Origin of the sequence: Kribbella sp. NPDC004536, assembly GCF_042873835.1 — a bacterium.
Classification (GTDB): Bacteria; Actinomycetota; Actinomycetes; order Propionibacteriales; family Kribbellaceae; genus Kribbella.
This window is the reverse complement of record NZ_JBIALY010000003.1, coordinates 1,410,348-1,428,818: the sequence shown is the minus strand read 5'-3', so window position 1 is coordinate 1,428,818 and position 18,471 is coordinate 1,410,348. Positions and strand designations below refer to the sequence as shown.

At 68.0% G+C, this 18,471-nt stretch carries 18 protein-coding genes; 8 read left to right on the top strand and 10 right to left on the bottom strand.

Annotated elements, in window-relative coordinates; genetic code table 11:
• Positions 1-390: 390 nt before the first annotated feature.
• Positions 391-1,233 (bottom strand): DegV family protein, encoded by an 843-nt coding sequence (locus ACFYRU_RS32285; RefSeq protein WP_387665592.1) that lies wholly within the window; start codon positions 1,231-1,233, stop codon positions 391-393.
• A 53-nt stretch (positions 1,234-1,286) separates the two neighbouring features.
• On the opposite strand from ACFYRU_RS32285, the gene ACFYRU_RS32280 reads away from it, so the two are divergent.
• Positions 1,287-1,781, top strand: a complete 495-nt coding sequence (locus ACFYRU_RS32280; RefSeq protein WP_387665590.1) for a pyridoxamine 5'-phosphate oxidase family protein — start codon at positions 1,287-1,289, stop codon at positions 1,779-1,781.
• Between the two features lie 629 nt (positions 1,782-2,410).
• Here ACFYRU_RS32280 and ACFYRU_RS32275 read toward each other — a convergent pair.
• From ACFYRU_RS32275 to ACFYRU_RS32240, 8 genes are all read right to left on the bottom strand, one after another.
• Positions 2,411-4,924: an ATP-binding protein gene (locus tag ACFYRU_RS32275; RefSeq protein ID WP_387665587.1), complete on the bottom strand. Its 2,514-nt coding sequence runs from the start codon at positions 4,922-4,924 to the stop codon at positions 2,411-2,413.
• A gap of 201 nt (positions 4,925-5,125) precedes the next feature.
• Positions 5,126-5,320 carry a hypothetical protein gene (locus ACFYRU_RS32270; protein ID WP_387665584.1) on the bottom strand — a complete coding sequence of 65 codons (195 nt, stop codon included), beginning with the start codon at positions 5,318-5,320 and terminating at the stop codon, positions 5,126-5,128.
• Positions 5,321-5,421: 101 nt separating this feature from the next.
• On the bottom strand, positions 5,422-5,826 hold the full coding sequence (locus ACFYRU_RS32265; protein ID WP_387665581.1) for a YjbQ family protein: 405 nt from the start codon (positions 5,824-5,826) through the stop codon (positions 5,422-5,424).
• A complete protein-coding gene (gene leuS / locus ACFYRU_RS32260; RefSeq protein ID WP_387665579.1) occupies positions 5,826-8,306 on the bottom strand; it encodes a leucine--tRNA ligase in 2,481 nt (826 codons plus the stop codon). The genes ACFYRU_RS32265 and leuS overlap by 1 nt, the downstream gene beginning before the upstream one ends.
• Before the next feature lie 145 nt (positions 8,307-8,451).
• Positions 8,452-9,342, bottom strand: coding sequence for a helix-turn-helix domain-containing protein (locus ACFYRU_RS32255; RefSeq protein ID WP_387665577.1), 891 nt, complete (start codon positions 9,340-9,342; stop codon positions 8,452-8,454).
• Positions 9,339-10,106, bottom strand: a complete 768-nt coding sequence (locus tag ACFYRU_RS32250) for a phytanoyl-CoA dioxygenase family protein (RefSeq protein WP_387665575.1) — start codon at positions 10,104-10,106, stop codon at positions 9,339-9,341. The genes ACFYRU_RS32255 and ACFYRU_RS32250 overlap by 4 nt, the downstream gene beginning before the upstream one ends.
• A gap of 97 nt (positions 10,107-10,203) precedes the next feature.
• The gene (locus tag ACFYRU_RS32245; RefSeq protein WP_387665572.1) at positions 10,204-10,437 is read right to left on the bottom strand and encodes a hypothetical protein; all 234 of its coding nucleotides are present in this window, start codon (positions 10,435-10,437) and stop codon (positions 10,204-10,206) included.
• 13 nt (positions 10,438-10,450) lie between these two features.
• Positions 10,451-12,130, bottom strand: a complete 1,680-nt coding sequence (locus ACFYRU_RS32240; protein WP_387665570.1) for a sodium:solute symporter family protein — start codon at positions 12,128-12,130, stop codon at positions 10,451-10,453.
• 158 nt (positions 12,131-12,288) lie between these two features.
• Between ACFYRU_RS32240 and ACFYRU_RS32235 the strand changes: the two genes are divergently transcribed.
• From ACFYRU_RS32235 to ACFYRU_RS32225, 3 genes are read left to right on the top strand one after another with little or no spacing between them, the layout of a single operon-like run.
• The gene (locus ACFYRU_RS32235; RefSeq protein WP_387665567.1) at positions 12,289-12,774 is read left to right on the top strand and encodes a hypothetical protein; all 486 of its coding nucleotides are present in this window, start codon (positions 12,289-12,291) and stop codon (positions 12,772-12,774) included.
• A complete protein-coding gene (locus ACFYRU_RS32230) occupies positions 12,771-13,898 on the top strand; it encodes a sensor histidine kinase (protein WP_387665564.1) in 1,128 nt (375 codons plus the stop codon). The genes ACFYRU_RS32235 and ACFYRU_RS32230 overlap by 4 nt, the downstream gene beginning before the upstream one ends.
• A gap of 1 nt (position 13,899) precedes the next feature.
• Positions 13,900-14,535, top strand: coding sequence for a response regulator (locus ACFYRU_RS32225; protein ID WP_387665562.1), 636 nt, complete (start codon positions 13,900-13,902; stop codon positions 14,533-14,535).
• Here ACFYRU_RS32225 and ACFYRU_RS32220 read toward each other — a convergent pair.
• Complete coding sequence (locus ACFYRU_RS32220) at positions 14,524-15,528, bottom strand: endonuclease/exonuclease/phosphatase family protein (RefSeq protein WP_387665560.1); 1,005 nt, start codon at positions 15,526-15,528, stop codon at positions 14,524-14,526. The genes ACFYRU_RS32225 and ACFYRU_RS32220 overlap by 12 nt on opposite strands.
• A 152-nt stretch (positions 15,529-15,680) precedes the next feature.
• On the opposite strand from ACFYRU_RS32220, the gene ACFYRU_RS32215 reads away from it, so the two are divergent.
• The 4 genes from ACFYRU_RS32215 (at position 15,681) to ACFYRU_RS32200 (ending at position 18,471) form a co-directional block, all read left to right on the top strand.
• On the top strand, positions 15,681-16,280 hold the full coding sequence (locus ACFYRU_RS32215; protein WP_387665557.1) for a hypothetical protein: 600 nt from the start codon (positions 15,681-15,683) through the stop codon (positions 16,278-16,280).
• A 179-nt stretch (positions 16,281-16,459) separates the two neighbouring features.
• Positions 16,460-16,615, top strand: coding sequence for a hypothetical protein (locus tag ACFYRU_RS32210; protein WP_387665555.1), 156 nt, complete (start codon positions 16,460-16,462; stop codon positions 16,613-16,615).
• 10 nt (positions 16,616-16,625) lie between these two features.
• The gene (locus ACFYRU_RS32205) at positions 16,626-17,045 is read left to right on the top strand and encodes a carboxymuconolactone decarboxylase family protein (RefSeq protein WP_387665553.1); all 420 of its coding nucleotides are present in this window, start codon (positions 16,626-16,628) and stop codon (positions 17,043-17,045) included.
• A 10-nt stretch (positions 17,046-17,055) separates the two neighbouring features.
• The gene (locus ACFYRU_RS32200; RefSeq protein WP_387665551.1) at positions 17,056-18,471 is read left to right on the top strand and encodes an META domain-containing protein; all 1,416 of its coding nucleotides are present in this window, start codon (positions 17,056-17,058) and stop codon (positions 18,469-18,471) included.

Genomic DNA, 18,471 nt, shown 5'->3' with positions numbered 1-18,471 from the left:
CACCACTTATCGCCACCTCCGCCGACCGACGCGCCCACACCCTCGAGAACGGAGCAGGCGCGGCGTGGGAGGGGCGGGGGTAGGTGCGGCGCGGGCGGCGCGGTGCGGGCGGCCGCGGTGCAGGAGCGATGAGGGCGGGAGGGACGCCGCGGGAGGCACGTGCGGCGTGGGTGGCGCGCAGCGCAGGAGGCGCGCGGTGCAGCGCGAGTGGTGCAGTGGGACGTGCGCGGCGGGGGCGGGTGGCGGGCCGGTGGTGCGCGGCGCGGGAGGACGGCGCGGGACGGCGGCGCGGGACGGCGGCGCGGGACGGCGGCGCGGGACGGCGGCGCGGGACGGCGGCGCGGGAGGGCGGCGCGGGGAGGGTGAGTGGGAGGTAGCGAGGGGGTGGGGTTATAGGGGGCTTACTACTACGGCTAGGAGGCCGGGGCCTACGTGGGCTCCTATTACGGCGCCTACTTCTCGGAGGACTACTTCTTTGGCTTGGGGGAGGCGGGTGGTGAGGGTGTCGGCCAGGGTTTGGGCTTTTTCTAGGTTGGCGAGGTGGTGGACTGCCAGGTCTACCGGGGTGTCGCCGGCTCTTTGGATGGCGATGTCGGTCAGGCGGGCGATGGCTCGGCTCGAGGTGCGGACCTTTTCGAGGGGGACTATGCGGCCGCCGTTGATGGTGAGCAGGGGCTTGACGGCCAGGGCGGTGCCGAAGAGGGCCTGGGCGGCGCCGATCCGGCCGCCGCGGCGGAGGTATTCGAGGGTGTCGACGTAGAAGTACGACGAGATCGCCTTCATCCGGGCCCGGGCGGCGGCCTCGACGGTTGCGGCGTCCTGTCCGGCGGCGGCGGCCGCGGCGGCGGCCAGGACCGGGAAGCCGAGGCCCATCGCGAGCGAGCGCGAGTCGACGACGTGGACCGGGATCGGGGACTCCTTGGCGCCGATCATCGCGGCTTCGAAGGTGCCGGACATGTCGCCGGAGAGGTGGATCGAGACGACTGCCTCGGCGCCGTCCGCGGCGCAGGCGGCGTACGTGTCGGCGAAGGTCTGCGGTGCCGGCCGGCTCGTGGAGACCGGCGTGAACGTCTTCAGCGCCTCCGCGACCGCGTCCGCGGACGTGGCGCCGTCGTCGTACGACGTACCGCCGATCACCACCTGCAGCGGTACGACGGTCAGCGGGAGGCGGAGGAGCTCGTGCGTGGACAGACCGGCCGTGGAGTCGGTGACGACCTGCACGCGGGCTGCCATGCAGCGAGGTTACCGGACGGTTAATGTCGGGGAGCAGTGCCAGACTCCAGAAGATGAGGGAGACAGCAGCGGAAGTCGCCGAGCTCCAGGCGCTGATGGACGCCGTGTATCCGGCGTCGACCCAGCACTTGCGCAACATCATCAAGGGCCAGAAACGGCTCAATGCGGACGCGCTGGTGCAGGCGCTGACCGGGATGTGCACCGTCAACCTGGCGACTGTCACCGCGCGAGGCGAGCCACGGATCAGCGCGGTCGACGGGCATTTCCTGCACGCGCGCTGGGTGTTCACCACCTCCGGCTCCGCAGCGAAGGCAAAGCACCTGAAACAGCGGCCGGCCGCGAGTCTCGCGTACGTCGACGGCGAGCGGATCGGCGTGTTCAGCCACGGGACCGCCGAGTTCCTGACCGCCGAACACCCGGACTTCGCCGAGATCGAGGAGTACCTCACGAACCACTACGGCAGCTCACCGTCGAGCTGGGGCCCGGACATCGTCTACTGCCGGCTCCAGCCCAGCTGGGTGGACGGTTACGGAGAAACAGCGAGGTGAAGGCCACCCCTCCCGGGGCCTTCACCTCGCTTCGGAACTCTGCCGGGCTCCTGACGTCCCCTGTGCGTCAACAGCCCGGCTTGTTCGGCTGACTCCCCCTGGCTGTCAGCTGAAGTAGATGGGACCTCGACGAGCTACTCCCCGTACCCGGCTCCGCATGAACCGGCCTGACCGCGAGCTCGCCGAGGTCCCGGGAGGTCCCAGCGGCCGGCCCGCCGACGGGAGACCAAGCCCGCCGGTTTACCCGCGCCGGAAGGGCCGCGACACTCGTCCCCTGTGTCGTGTGCCTGACCCTGTGCTGGGACCCCGCCCCGGAAGCAGTGCCCTGACGGTGCACAGCGCCCGGTACAGGCAGGACAGATCCACACGCGACAGCACTCCGGAGCTCTCGGCCGCCGGTCGGCGCCCCCACCAACCAGCCACCGGAGGCCCTCCGCGTCGCCTTCGCCGAGCCATGCGGTCCGGCGCTGTGCCATGGCCTCTTCATGGTCCACCGCCTTTCCCGCCGCTTTCCGGTGTCGGACTCTGCTTCGTGGAACCTGCCCTACGGCTGTAATTCTTTGTCGCCGGGCTATGTCAGGACGAGGCAGAACTACCGGCAGTTACCCGGCAGCTTCGGCGGATCCGCGTCAGGAAAGCGCGGTGAGTACGTCGTTGGCCAGCCGCTGTACGGCGGCCGCCGGATCAGGCTGCGGCCAACCGTCGGCGGCCGTGGCGCTCTGGCACGACTCCTGCAGCACTGCCCACGCTGTCGGCAGCATGGGCGGGTCCATCGTCTGCTGCCACGCCAGCAGCTCGCCGCAGATCGCATCCCCGACCTCGGAGCGCCCGAGCGCGTGCAGTACCGCCACAGCTTCCGGCAGTACTTCGAGCAGGTAGACGACCCGCCCCTCGAGCACGAGCCGGTTCAGGGCGTCCAGTACGGCCAGCCGGGCCTGCTCGACCTCACCAGCAGCACGGGCCAGCCGTGACCGGTAGAGCATCACCAGGTAGTCGAAGTACCCACGGTGACCCCGGATGTCCGCGTCGGCCTGGTCGAGCAGGGCACGCGCCTCGTCGTACTGGCCGTCGTGGTACTCGACCATCGCGAGGCAGCCGGCCACCTTCGTCCGCTCGGGGTCGTCGGACGCCTGGCTGTCACGGGCGAGCAGGGCCCAGTGCCGAGCGCCGGCCAGGTTGCCCAACTCGAGGTCGACCCGGCTGAGCGCCATGTACGCGATCTCGTCCGCGTAGACACCCGGGTTGACCAGTGCGGCCTCCCACGCGAGCAGGAGCTCCCTGGCCTCGACAAGACGGCCCCAGCGCAGCAGGGCGAGTCCGCAGGTCGCCTGCACCGTCGCGGACCGCTGCAGGTCGCCGTGCTTCCGCGCATCGTCCACCAGCGCAGGAATCTCGGCCAGGCTTCGTGTGTCGAGCAAGTGCGAACCGGACGACACCCAGCCGCCCCGAGCGACCAGACCCATCTCCGTCTCACCTGGGATGAGCTTGCGCGCTTCTTCGTAGTGCCGCCGCGCGCCGTGGATGTCACCGGTCAGGCTGGACAACCGACCGGCAATGGCAAGCAGCCGGCCGCTCGTCTCCTTGTCGGACACGTTGGAAGCGCACAGCGTCGCCCAGCGGATCCCGCTCTCGGCAACACTCGCCTGGTACTGCCAGGCGATCCGGAACCCGAGCACGATCCGCGCCGCCGTGTCCCACTCCCCCAGCTCCGCGGCTCGCTCCAGCGCCACCTCGAACAATGCCGAGTTCGCATGCGCGGCCCGGTACCGCCGGTCGCGGTCCGGCGACGACCACGCACCCTCGAGCCCGGACACGTACGTCGTACACCACGCGACGGCCCGATTACGGAACTCGGTGAGGTCGTCCCCCTGCGACGACAGTCCCCCGTACGCGTGCTCGCGGATCGTCTCCAGCAGCTTGTACCGCGCGCCGTACAGCTGCTCGAACTCGTGGACCGGCTGCAGCAGCGACTTCTCCACCAGCTCGGCAAGCAACATCGGTACGTCGAGCTCGTCGATCGGGGTACCCGTACAGACCCCTGCTACAGCCTCCAGCGTGAACGGCGACCCGAGTACGGACGTCCGGTACAGCAGCTGCCGTGCCGGGTCCGACAGCCCGTCGACGCTCCACGCGATCGTGTCGGCCAGCGTCCGCTGATGCGGCGCACCGAACCGCCGCGGGCCGGACAGCAACCGGAAACGGTCGTCCAGCGCGGCCAGGATCGTCTCCACCGACAAGGACCCTGCGCGCGCGGCCGCGAGCTCCAGCGCGAGCGGCAGCCCGTCCAGCCGGCGGCACAGTCGCGCAACCGTCGATGCGTTCGCGGGGGTCAGCTCGAAGTCGGGCCGTACGCGCGTCACCCGCCGGGTGAACATCTCCACGGCCGGCGACGCCGCGATCTCTTCGAAGTTCTCGTCGTTCGCCGGTACGCCGAGCACCTGCACACGCCGTACCACTTCGTCCGGCAGACCGAGCGGGATCCGCGACGTGACCAGTACGCCGACCCCCGGGAAGCTCCGTACCATCCGGTTCGCGACCGTGGCGACGCCGTCGAGCACGTGCTCCGCGTTGTCCTCGACGATCACCAGGTCACCAGGGCGGCGGCCGGACAGTACGTCGTCGAGGTCGGACGTACCGGGAGCTGTCCCGAACGCGTCGAGGATCGCCGACGGTACGGCCGCGTCGCGCTGCACTGTCGTCAGGTCGACGACCACGACGGTCGTGTCCGCGCCGGAGAACCGGTCCGCCGCGGCCAGCGCCAGCTCCGTCTTCCCGACGCCACCAGGACCTACGAGCGTGACGAGGCGGTTCTGCCGCAGCAGGGCCTCCAGCTCGTACAGGTCCTGCTCACGCCCGACGAGCCCGTCCGGGATCGGCCGCGTACCGCGCCAACGCAGACCGGTCGGCGCCGCATCCGCCACTGAAATGACCGGAGCGACTGGACGCCCCGAGCCATGCCCGGCCGCTTGCAGGAATTCGGCCACGTCCTGGAGTCCCAGCGCGGACGCGAGCAGCCGGACCGAGTCCTTCCGCGGCCGCGCGACCCGGCCGGCCTCCATCTCCCGGATCGAGCGCACACTCAGCCCGGCCCGGTCGGCCAGCTCCTCCTGGGAAAGGCCGGCCTGGACCCTCAAGTCGAGCAACAGTTCGGCGAACCCTCGCCGACCGTCCGCCCGGCCATCCCTGTCCGACACAGCCCGTCACACCCCTCCGAAGGCCTCACGTACTCGTCACAACATAGCGTGATGGGTACGTTTCCGGTGGGGGCGCCCGGCGTGCGGGATGCGGTCTGGGTCACACGGAAATCAGCCGATTGAATTCCTGTGAGTTCAGAATTGCAATTTTCAAGCAGTCGCCCGAACCGAGCGGGATTCATTTTCGCCGGCGTACAGGGAAAGCACGCCGGCCCAGTCGTCGATCCGCGCGCGGGTGTCGGCGCGGCCGGTGTCCGCATTCAGCAGACTGCCGTCGGAAATGCCCCGGGTAGCGCGAACCAGGAGCTCAACGGTGACGTCGCGCAGGGTGTCCAGGGCTGCCATGCGGATAATTCAAGCGGAGCCGTGTTTCGCAAACGTAACGCGATCGGCAACATCACGATAAGTCACCAAAATACTCGCGGTCCTTATTACCGGGTAGTCCACTAACCGGCCAGGAACGACAACCGGACCTGCCGGTCGGGATTGTCCCGATTGGTGTCGACCAGACAGATCGACTGCCAGGTCCCGAGCGTCAGCCGCCCGGCCAGCACCGGCACGGTCGCGTACGGCGGGATCAGCGCGGGCAGCACGTGGTCGCGGCCGTGACCGGGCGACCCGTGCCGATGCCGCCAGTCGAAGTCGCGCGGCAGCAGCTCCTCGAGCACCGAGAGCAGGTCGTCGTCGCTGCCCGCCCCGGTCTCCAGAATCGCCACACCCGCGGTGGCGTGCGGTACGAACACGTGCAGCAGGCCGTCACCACGGCCGGAGACGAACTGCTCACACCGAGCCGTGAGGTCGAGAACGACCTCACGGCTTCCGGTGTGAACCTTCAGTACGACGGAGTCCATCAGGCGGGGACGATGTTCACCAGCTTGGGCGCCCGCACGATGACCTTGCGGGTACCGCGACCGTCCAGTGCCTTCTGGATCGACTCGGAGGACAGCGCCAGCTGCTCCAGGTCGGCGTCGGAGATGTCCGGCGCGACCTCCAGCCGGTCCTTCACCTTGCCGGCCACCTGGACCACACACGTCACGGTCTCCTGGACCAGCAGGGCCGGGTCGACCTTCGGCCAGCCCACCTTCGCGACGGTGGCCTCGTGGCCCAGCTCCTCCCACATCTCCTCGGCCGTGTACGGCGCGACCAGGCTCAGCAGGATCGCCACCGTCTCGACCGCCTCGCGGACCGCCGGGTCGGCCGCGCCCGGGCCGGCGTCGATCGCCTTCCGGGTCGCGTTCACCAGCTCCATGATCCGGGCGACCATCACGTTGAACCGGTGCGAGTCGATCAGCTCGGCCGCGTCGGCCACCGTCCGATGGGTCAGCCTGCGCAGCGCGACGTCACCGGTCGCGGGATCCGAGCCCACCGGCGCCTCGACCGCACCGGCCAGCCGCCAGGCCCGTTGCAGGAACTTCAGCGAGCCGCCCGGGGACATGTCGGCCCAGTCGATGTCGTCCGCCGGCGGACCCGCGAACACCATCGTCAGCCGGACCGCGTCGACGCCGTACTCGTCGATCATGTCGCCCAGGTTCACGCCGTTGCCCAGGGACTTGCTCATCGCCTTGCCCTGGTTGATGACCTGGCCCTGGTTCAGCAGCCTGGTGAACGGCTCCACCACGGTCAGCAGCCCCATGTCGTACAGCGCCTTCACGAAGAAGCGCGCGTACATCAGGTGCAGTACGGCGTGCTCCTTGCCGCCGACGTACTGGTACACCGACATCCAGCGCTCCGCCGTGGCCTGGTCGAACGGGCCGTCGGTGTACTCCGGCGACAGGTAGCGCAGGAAATACCACGAGGAGTCGACGAACGTGTCCATCGTGTCGGTGTCGCGCTCGGCCCTGCCACCGCACTTCGGGCAGTCGACCTCGACCCACTCGCGGGCCGCGGCCAGCGGGGACACGCCCTTCGGCTGCAGGTCGGCGCCGCGCAGGTCGGGCAGCTCCATCGGCAGCTGGTCGTCCGGGACCGGCACCTCGCCACAGGCCGGGCAGTGGATGATCGGGATCGGGCAGCCCCAGTACCGCTGGCGGCTCAGCAGCCAGTCGCGCAGGCGGTAGTTGATCGTGCGCTCGCCCAGGCCCTTGTCCTGCAGCCAGTCGATGATCCGCGTCTTCGCCTCGGCGACCTCCAGCCCGTCCAGGCTGATCTCGTCGTTCGCGCTGTTGATCGCGGGACCGTCACCCGTGTACGCCTTGCCCTCGAAGTCGGCGGCAGGCTGCACGGTACGCACGATCGGCAGGCCGAACTTCTCCGCGAACTCCCAGTCCCGGGTGTCCTGCCCCGGGACCGCCATGATCGCCCCGGTGCCGTAGTCGGCCAGCACGTAGTCGGCCGCCCAGATCGGGATCCGCTGCCCGGTCACGGGGTTGATCGCGTACGAGCCCAGGAAGACACCGGTCTTCTCACGCTCGGTGCTCTGCCGCTCGATCTCGGTGGTCGCCTTGACCTTGGTCAGGTACTCGTCGAACGCGGTCTGCTGCTCCGGCGTGACCAGCTCGGCGGCCAGCTTCGCGTCTGGCGCGACGACCATGAAGGTGGCGCCGAACAGCGTGTCCGGGCGGGTCGTGAAGACCCGGATCGGCTCCGAACGGCCCTCGACCTGGAAGTCCGCGAACGCGCCCTCGGAGCGGCCGATCCAGTTCCGCTGCATCAGCAGGATCTCTTCGGGCCACTGCAGCTGGTCCATGTCGTCCAGCAGGCGCTGCGCGTACTCAGTGGTCTTGAAGTACCACTGGGTCAGCTCCCGCTTGGTGACCTCCCAGCCGCAGCGCTCGCAGCGGCCCTGGACGACCTGCTCGTTGGCCAGCACGGTCTGGTCGTTGGGGCACCAGTTGACGTACGAGGCCTTGCGGTACGCCAGGCCGCGCTCGTACAGCCGCAGGAACAGCCACTGCGTCCAGCGGTAGTACTCCGGGTCGGACGTGTGCAGCCGGCGCGACCAGTCGAAGCTCAGCGCGTACCGCCGGATGGACTCCGCCTGCGTCTCGATGTTCGCGTACGTGTACGTCGCGGGGTGCTCGTTGCGCTTGATCGCGGCGTTCTCCGCGGGCAGGCCGAACGAGTCCCAGCCGATCGGGTTCAGTACGTCGTACCCCTGCTGGAACCAGTACCGCGCCAGCACGTCGTGCAGCGCGAACACCTCGGCGTGACCCATGTGCAGGTCGCCGGACGGGTAGGAGAACATCGTGAGCGCGTACCGGCGCTCCGCCGAGCCGTCGTCCTTCGCCTTGAACGGGTCCAGCTTCTCCCACACCGGACGCCACTTGGCCTGCATGGCGTTGAAGTCGTAGCCACCCCGGTCGATCGGAGTGTCGTCCACCTGCTCGCTCACGGTCCTACTCCTGCTTCGTGGTCTTGTTGAGCCTAAATCTGCCAGAAATGAAAAATCCCCTCACACAGGAGGGGGTGCCGTACTGACCGGAATATCAGTACGGCTAAGTAAGGAGCAGGCTCACTCGCATACGTTCAGGGTAGCACTACAGGAACTCCGTCCCGCCGGTGCGGCGGTGGTCGCCCGGGGTACGGCCGTACCTGCGTTTGAAGGCAGTGGAGAACGGACGTACGTCGGAGTACCCGCAGGCTCGCGCTACGTCCGTGACGGACAGCGTGTGATCCAGCAGGAGCTGTCCGGCCAGTTCCAGTCTCAGCCGTCTCAGCGTGGACATGATCGAGTCACCGGTCTGCTGGGTGAACAGCCGCTCCGCGTGGCGCTCGGAGAGGTGAGCGGCTGCGGCCACGTCGCGCACGGTGATGGGCCGTGAGAGGTTGTCCCGCAGATGTCTTTGCATGGCTTCTACTACTAGAGGTCGTCTGTCTCTACGTACTGGTTCAACGGCTAGGTCCTCGTCTAGAGCGAATGCCCGCGCTGTCTCCATCACGAGCGTAGAGCCCAGAGCTATAAGAGCAGTTTCGTAGCCGGAGACCGGTGCTGCGGCTTCCCCGGCCAGGGCTGTGACAAGGGCTGGGAGCGCACCTGTTCTTGTGGACATGACAGGGCCATCAGTGCGTGTGAGCCCGGACCACCACCCTCGTTCGTCGGAACCAGGACGGAACGTGAAACCCCAGAACGCGATACCCAGAGGAGACGAGTGCGACGACTCGATCTCGTGCACGTCTCCGGGCCGCGCGAGGAACACCGAGCCCGGCCCCACGTCGTACCGCACGGACCCGTTGTTGAACCGCCCCTCTCCCGAGTACGCCAGACAGACCTCGTGGAACGAGTGGCTGTGCCAGTAGTTGCGCCAGTACTCCGGCTGGTAGTGCCCCCAACTCAGGAAGTCCGCACGGAAGCCGTCGACCTCACAGGACTCCAGGAGCCCCGCGAGGTCGACGAACCGGTCAGCACTGCCTACATCGGCGAGCGTCAAACAGCACTCCTGCCAGTGGGGTCGACTCCACGCAGCATCATGCCCTGACCGAGCGACCAGTCGTGGGTCTTCACCGTCGGCGGGTCCGCCGGGTCGCGGTACTGGATCAGCCACGTCGTACGGGCCTCGTCGCTGGTGTTCACACCGGACCCGTGGACGGTCAGGTACGTGAAGAACAGCACGTCGCCTGCCTCGGCCGGCTGCGGTGTCGCCTCGTCGAAGGCCGGCTCGAGGAGGTGGTACGACCCCTCCGCCTCGTGCTCCCGCGGCCCGGACTTGTGGCTGCCCGGGATGATCCGTACGCAGCCCTTCTCGACCGGGGCGTCGTCGAAGTGGAAGATCGCCGCACCGACCCGGTGGTACGTGTGCGGGAAGAACGGGTAGTCCTGGTGCAGCGGGAACGGCGAACCGTTCTCCGGCGGCTTCACGAACAGCTTGGTGTGGTGCAGTTGGACGTTGTCGACACCCATCACCGCGGCGGCCACGTCGGTGAACCGCGGGTCAACCAGCAGCTTCGCGAACTCCGCGTCGTAGAACTGCGCGTCGTGCAGGTGCTGCAGCTTGGTGGGCGCTTCCGCCATGTCGCGAGCGGCTCCCCAGGTGGGGTCGTCACCACGGTTCAGCTGCGCCAGCAGGTCATGGCTGCGCTTGCGGTAGTACGCCGCTTCTTCCTTGCTGAGCAGGCCTTTCACCAGTACGAAGCCGTCGGCGGCGTACTGCTGCGCGAGCGACGACAGCTCGGGCCGCTCGGATGTGATCGTCATCTCGGAGTACCTCCTGATCGGGTACTTCGAGCCTACGAACGCCGGCGTCCGGACGGGAGGACCCGGCCGGACGCCGATGTTCGTCAAACGGACATGCTCATTCCTCGTCCCGGACCGCGATCGGCCGCAGCCGCGCCCACAGCACGAACAGCGCGGCGAACACCAGCATCCCGATGCCGCCCCACAGGTTGATGTTGACCCCGGCCGCCTTCTCGACCTCGGCCTTGCTGCCGGTGATCCCGAGGATCGTCAGCACCACGCCGTAGATGCCGACCAGCAGCGCGATCACGACCCGGATGTCGAACGCTCCGGCCTTCTTCTTCTCCGCCATCACGAGCTCCCAGTCAGCTGAAGACGATGTTCAGGACGATGGTCAATGCCAGCGAGATCCCGGCCAGCAGGACCGGCTTGCGGTACCAGCCACCGTCGCCGGCGACGGCCACCTCGGTGCGCTGTTCCTTCGGCGTCAGCGAGTACACCAACCCGATCAGCTCGGTCTCCCGTTTCGGTGTCGTCACGAGGCTGACCAGCACGCTGACCAGGATGTCGACCACAAACGCCGCACCCGCGCCGACGAAGCTGGCGCCCTGACCGGGCAGGTTGATGGTGCCGTTCTCGGACAGTACGAACACCAGGATCGCGGTAGCCGTACCGCTGACCAGGCCGATCCAGCCGGCCGCCGCGGTCATCCGCTTCCAGAACATACCGAGGATGAACGTCGCGAACAGCGGTGCGTTGAAGAACGAGAACAGTTGCTGCAGGTAGTCCATCAGGTTGCTGTAGCCGGAGGCGATCGCGGCCGTGCCGATCGCGATCAGCGTGCCGGCCACGGTCACCCAGCGCCCGGTCCGCAGGTAGAACTCGTCCGGCCGGTCCTTGATCACGTACCGCTCGACGATGTCGTACGACATGACCGTGTTGAACGAGCTCAGGTTGGCCGCCATGCCGGCCATGAACGACGCCAGCAGGCCGGTGATCGCGAGGCCGAGCATGCCGTTCGGCAGCAGGTCGCGCATCAGCAGCAGCAAGGCGTCGTTGTAGTCGACCTCGCCGCTGCCGGTCGCCTTGTACTGGGACAGCTCGGGCACGACGACCGCGGCGATGATGCCCGGGATGATCACGATGAACGGGACGAACATCTTCGGGAACGAGCCGATGATCGGGGTCCGCCGGGCCGCGGACATGTTCTTCGAGGCCAGCGCCCGCTGGACCTCGGTGAAGTTCGTCGTCCAGTACCCGAACGACAGCACGAAGCCGAGGCCGAACACGATCCCGATCACCGACAGGAAGCTGTTGTGGAAGCCGCTCAGCGCGTTCCCGGGCCAGGCCGACATCTGCTCGCCGCCGCCGGGAGACGCGGTGACCTTGTCGACCAGCCCCTGCCAGCCGCCGACCTTGTGCAGGCCGACAAGCGTCAGCGGCAGCAGGGCCGCGACGATCACGAAGAACTGCAGCACCTCGTTGTAGATCGCCGCCGACAGACCGCCGAGGGTGATGTAGCTGAGCACGATCACGGCGGCGACGATCACCGACACCCAGATCGGCCAGCCGAGCAGTACGTTCACGATGGTGGCGAGCAGGAACAGGTTCACGCCCGCGATCAGTACCTGTGCCAGCGCGAAGCTGATCGCGTTCACCAGGTGCGCGGGCTTGCCGAACCGGCGGAGCATGAACTCCGGCACGCTGCGGACCTTCGAGCCGTAGTAGAACGGCATCATCACGACGCCGAGGAACAGCATCGCCGGGACCGCGCCGATCCAGAAGTAGTGCACGGTCGGCATGCCGTACTGCGCCCCGTTCGCGGACATGCCCATGATCTCGATCGCGCCGAGGTTGGCCGAGATGAACGCCAGGCCGGTCACCCAGGCGGGCAGCGAACGGCCGGACAGGAAGAAGTCCAGGCTGCTCGACACGGCCCGTCTGGCCAGATATCCGATGCCCAGCACGAAGACGAAGTACAGCGCGATGATGAGGTAGTCGATCGCCGTGGCATCCAGTCTGAGGATGGATTGTTGCGGAAGCATCGGCCCTCCGGAGCTCCGGTTGTGACAGATCGTCGTGACACATCGTGGTGTTACCGGTGAGGAACGTTACTCCTCTTTTCAACCAGATCGCTTCTCCACCCGGATCTCCACCCGTGGTCTGTCCTCACCCACCGCAGTCCGGACCTACCGTCCGTGACATGAGCTTCGGAACCTTGCCCAACGCACTCGTCGTGATCGCAGTCGTGATCGCCGTCATCGCCCGGCGGCTGTCCTGGTCCGAGCTGAACAACGCCAACGCCGACGTCTGGCGCGGCCCGGTCGTACTGATCGGAGCCGGGGTCTCTCAGCTGTACGCCAACCACACGCACCTCGGTGCCGCCGACGTGACCCTGCTGGTGATCGGTGCGGGTGTCGCACTGGTCGCCGGGGTCGCCAGCGGGCGGGTCGCCCAGGTGGAGCGACGCGCCGGAAAGGTGTTCTACCGGCTCGGTCTGCCCGGACTGGGCATCATGGTGGCCTACCTGGTCATCCGGCTCGGCCTGGCGGGCGTCGGCCATCTGATCGGCATCCCGGTTGCCCAGGGTGGTGCGCTGATGTTCTCGCTCGGTGCGAACCTGTTGACGCAGTCGATGATCATCCAGGGCAAGGCGAGCCGCATGGCCGAGGAGTACACCAACCAGTGAAGCTGCAGGCGCTACTGCCGGCCCGTCCGCACGGAGAGAGCGGCTGGGTCGGCCGGGTGCTCACCACGGGCGTAGCGATCGCCGTACTGGCCACTGCTCGTCCTGCGGACGTCTGGGTGTGGGTAGTACTCGGCGTTTCGTTCGGCGTCTTCGTCGTCGGGTCCGTGCTGATGGCTGCCCGGCCGTACGGGGCCTTCGCCCTGCTGTCAGCGGTCGCGGTCAGCAATGCGCTGATCGCTGGATACCCGCAGTCGAACGCCCTGGTACTCGTGCTGGTCGCAGTGACCGACATCGCGGTGATCGACTTCCAGCGGCACAGCAACCGGCCGGTCGTTGCCGCCTGCATCGGGGTGTCGATCGCGTACGCCGCTTCTGCCTACCTGTTCGATCAGTCGGAGTCCTGGTACTTCAGCCAGCTGCTGTGGACCGCAGTACTAGTGGCTTTCGGGTTGAACCGGCGGCAGTACGAGGTACAGGCGAGACAGACCGAGCAACTGCTGCAGCAGACCCAGCTGGCCCAGAACGAACATGCGCGTGCTGCGGCGCTGGAGGAGCGCGGGCGGATCGCCCGTGACCTGCATGACGTACTGGCGCACTCGCTGGGCGCGCTGAGCGTTCAGCTCGAGGTGGCCGAGGCCCTGCTCGAAGAGCGCGGTGACACGGCCGGGGCGCTTGAGCGAGTACGCCGTTCGCGACGGCTCGCCGTACAAGGGCTTACCGAGGCGCGGTCGGCCGTAGCTGCGCTACGAGTAGATGAAGTACCGGAGCTTCCTGCTGCGTTGGCTGCGCTTGCGGAGCAGCACATCGCGGACCACGGGATCGCGGTGACGCTGACTGTTACCGGTCAGCGCAAGCTGGAATCAGAGGTGACGGTCGCGCTACTCGGCGCCGCTCGTGAGGCACTGACGAATGCGGCAAAGCATGCGCCCGGTCAGATTGTCGACATGCGGCTTGTCTACAACCACGGCGTCGAGCTGTCGGTGCGGAACAAGGGCGTGACGAGCGGCGAAGGGTTCGGACTGGCAGGGATGCGGGAGCGGTTGGCCTTGGTGGGCGGGACGTTGACGGCGGGTCCGGATCCGGCTGGTTCCGGCGACTGGTTGGTGGTGGCGGAGGTTGAGTGACGTGATCCGGGTCGTTGTCGCGGACGATCAACAGGTCGTACGGGAAGGGCTGGTCGCGCTGCTCGGGCTGATCGACGGCGTCGAGGTCGCCGGCGCGGCCACGAACGGCGTCGAAGCCGTCGACCTGGTTGCCCAGGGCAACGTGGACGTCGTGCTGATGGACCTGCGGATGCCGGTGCTCGACGGGATCCAGGCGACCGCACGGATCACCGCGGACTTCCCGGGCGTCGCCGTACTCGTACTGACGACGTACGCCGACGACGCCTCGATCGCGAACGCGCTGCGCGCCGGAGCCCGCGGGTACCTGACCAAGGACGCGAGCCGCGCCGAGATCGGCGCCGCCCTGCGCTCCACGGCGGCCGGGCAGTCGACGTTCGACCCGCAGGTGACCAAACGGCTGCTCGCCGGGCTGACACCCACGAGTGATCCAGGCGGCGACGGCCTGACCGCCCGCGAGACCGAAGTACTGCGGTTGATCGCCCAAGGACTCAGCAACCCGGAGATCGCCGGAAAGCTGTTCATCAGCGAGGCGACCGTGAAAACCCACATCAACAACACCTTCGCCAAGATCGGCGCCCGCCACCGCGCCGAGGCAGTCCGCTACGCCTTCCGCAAGGGAATCGCGTCAGAGACGTAGCTCGGCCACTACCGGGCGGTGGTCGCTGCCGGTGGGGCTCATCACCCAGGCCTTGGTCGGGGTGAGGCCGCGGACCAGGATGTGGTCGATCCGGGCCATCGGGAACGCCGACGGCCAGGTGAACCCGAACCCGGTGCCGGCCGCGCCCTGTGCCGAACGCAGGCCCGAGGTCAGCGGAGCGAGACTGCGGTCGTTGATCGTGCCGTTGAAATCGCCCATCACGATCACCGCCGACGACTTGTCCGCGGCGATCTGCTGTCCGAGCTCCTTGATCGTGTTGTTGCGCTGGTCGGACGTGAACCCGCTGGTGCCCACCCGTACGGAGGCCAGGTGCGCGACGTACACCGCAACCGTCCCCTTCGGCGTCTTGACCTCCGCCCGCAGCGCCCGCGTCCAGGCGAACCCGACGTCCACGGACTTCGTCTCGACGACCGGGTACTTCGACCACAGGGCCACCGTGTCGCGGGTCACCTCGTACGGATAGGTCTTGGCGAACGCCGCCTTGTAGATCTTCAGGTCGGCCGGGGTGAGCTCCTCCAGCGCGACGACGTCCGCGCCCGCACCGAGCAAGTCCTGCGCGGTCTGCTTCGGCGCCGGGTTCGCCGCGTCGACGTTGTGGGTCAGCACACGCAGGTCGTACGCGCCGCCAGGTGCCTTCCCCGGCAACATCAGGTGCCCGAACATCAGGCCCCAGATCGCCAACGGGAGCAGCAGCGCGACACCGGCCGTCGCGGAACGGCGTACCAGCGCGGCCACGCCCAGCACCGGCACGGCGACGCCGACCCAGGGCAGGAAGGTGTCGAGCAGGCTGCCGAGGTTGCCAACCGAGTTCGGCACGCTGCGGTGGAACATCAGCACCGCCGCGGTCAGCAGCGCGAGGACGGCGATCACCCAGCCGCGCCGCCACATGCCGCCGCTCTTCTTCCGCCGGCGCGCTGCGGTGCGCGTCGGCGGTCGCGAACGGGCGGCGACTGCGGTCTGGCGGTCGGACATGCAGCGATTGTTGCGGACTGCCGGGCCGGACCAAAGTCCATGCAGGGTCAGGTACGGCGATTTCATCCGTACGGACGAGCGGCGCACCCCACAATGATGAGGAAACCGTGAGAACTCTGGTGCGTTCGACGGACAGCGCCCACAATGCCGGTATGTCAGCGGAGACCACCGAGCCGTTCGTCGTGAAGCGCCACGGGCTCGGTACGACGAAGACCGCGCTCGCGCTCGGTACCGCGGTGTTCGCCGTCATGGTGCTGCTGACGCTCGGGATCGTCGTCGTGCAGGCGATCCGCGGCGCCTCGATCCGGACGCCCCTCGAAGCGGTATGGCTGAGCTGGGGCGGTACGCCGCTGATCTTCGCCGTCGGCCTGCCGATCCTGCTGCTGGCCGGCGCGATCACCGCCCTCGAGGAACGCCGCGAGGAGGACACCGACGACGTGCTGCTGACGGTCGACAGTACTGGGATCCGCCTCGGCGGCGACCAGCCGCGGACGATCCCGTGGAGCCAGATCCGCGGCGTGTGCCGCGTCGAGCAACTGGAGGCCGAGGAGGTCTGGGAGCCGCGGCTCGTCGTCATGCTCGTCGACGAGGACGCGCTCCCCCGCAGTACCAAGGCCTGGGGGCCGTCCTGCCCGTGGCCCGGTACGCACGAGATCCTCGGCCGTACGCTGCCGTACGACGAACTCGCCACCGCCGTCGCCCAACGCGCCCCGCACGTCCCGGTCACGAATCGCGGCCGGGTGGAGGACTGAGCCATGAAACCTTTCGCACTCGACCCTCACCACCGGCTGGCGCCAGGTCAAGGCCGACACAGCCGACACCAACGGCTCGCTGACGGTGATGGAGTTCGTCATCCCGCCGTACGAAGGTCCGCCCGTACACACACGCACGTCCGTGAAGACGAGGTCTGGTACGTACTGGACGGCTGCTGGTGATCACCACACCGTCCGGTCTCGAGCGCTTCTTCGAGGAGGCCGACACGCTGTCGCGTCCGATCGACCCCGAACAGCTCGCGGCCGTCGGGCATGCCGCCTGGATCGAGTTCTCCGGACCACCGCTGGACGTCTCGGACCCGGTGCCGCGTTAGCGTCTGGGGCATGGCAGCTCCTGACATCAACAGCCCGGAGGAACAGGCCCGTTACCAGCGCGGCCTGGACGTACTCAACGCGATCGACGGTGGCGGCGCACCCGCGGTCATGGACAGTCTCGGCGACATCGCTCCCGCCCTCGCGCACCACGTCGTCGCGTTCGGCTTCGGCGACATCTACGCGCGGCCCGCGCTCGTACCGCAGCAACGGCAACTGGTCACCCTCGGCATCCTCGCCGCCCTGGGCGGCTGCGAACCCGAACTGGAAGTCCACATCCGGACCTCCCTCAACGTAGGCCTCACCCCCGAACAGATCGTCGAGACCTTCATCCACACGCTGGGCTACGCCGGCTTCCCGCGCGCGATCAACGCGATCGCCGTCGCCAAGAAGGTCTTCGCGGAGCAAGGTCTGCTACCGGTCAGAGGCTGATACTCGAAGCATGTCGATCATGGACCTGCCCCCGTTCAATCGCGCACAACTGCACGCGATCGAGGTGCTGCGCGGGGGCGGGGCGGTCGTCGTGACCAGTCCGAGTCCGATGACATACGGAGTGGTAGCCCGCGACCCGCGCGCCGTGAATTTGCTGAAGGGCCGGCCGGTCGATCATCCGGTCGCGATCTCGGTCCATTTCAGGACCGCACACGATCAGCTGTTCCAGTACCTCGAACTGGCGACCGACGCCCGCGCCATGGTCGACCACGCGCTGGCGGATCGGATGTTGGTGTCGGCACCGATCCGGCCGGACCCGGCGATGCCGGAGTGGCTGGTGCCGGCGATCGAGGACGGCTGGGTGCTGTTCTTCGACGGGGCGTGGGCACCGCTTTGGACGCTGTGGGGCAGCTTCCCGTTCCTGTACTGGGACGGCACGGACAATCCGCCTGTCGCGACGGCCTCCGAAGCTCGTGCGCTGTTTCCAGCCGGCACTGTCGTCATCGACGCCGACGACCGCCGTACGCCGGCCAGTACGTACGGGCCTCGTACCGTGATTCGCGTGGACACGGACGGTCGTCCGACCGTGCAGCGAACGGGGATCCAGGATCAGGAGGCGGGTCCAGCCCTCCTGGATCGACTGCGCGAGTTCAAATCCGCGGTCGCGGTGCTCGACGGACCCGGCAGGACGCCGCTGGGCAAGACGTACGTGTCCACGGCCGTGTTCGAGGACGACGAGCCCAAGGAACTGGTGCCTCGGACGCGGATCCAGGTCGAGTTCGCGCGGGATCCGAACAAGAACGAGGGCGGGCCGAACGTGCTGGACGTCGTGAGTGCGGACGTCGGTTGCAATCACCTGGGCACAGCGGTCGCGGCCGGCGAACTGCTGACCGGCGGGCGGCTGTCGATCCCCGGTCTCGGCGGCACCCAGGTCGGCTGCCAAGGGCCGCTGCGGGATCAGGAGGAATGGTTCAAGACGTTCCTGACGAGCACACCCTCCTGGAGGCTGGACGGCGACGAGCTGACGCTCACCTCAGGTGGTACGACGATCACCTTGCTCGACCGGAAACTCGCCGAACCGGACCTCCCGCTCGACGGGATCCGCTGGAAGGTCATGACCACCATCACCAACGCGGACATGCGCCAAGGTTTCCGGTTCTCCGGCCAGGCGTGGCTCAGCTTCGACAACGGACGCGTGTCCGGCTGGACCGGCTGCAACGAGCTGTCCGGCACCTACACCCGCAACAACACCGAACTGAGCTTCAGCAACGTCACCATCACCGACACCCCCTGCCCACCCGACACCGAGGCCTTCCGAACCACCATCCGCACCACCCTCGGCCCCGCAACCACCTACACCATCACCCACAACAAACTAATCCTCCTGTCCCCCTCCGGCACCGGCCTCGACCTAACCGCGGAATAG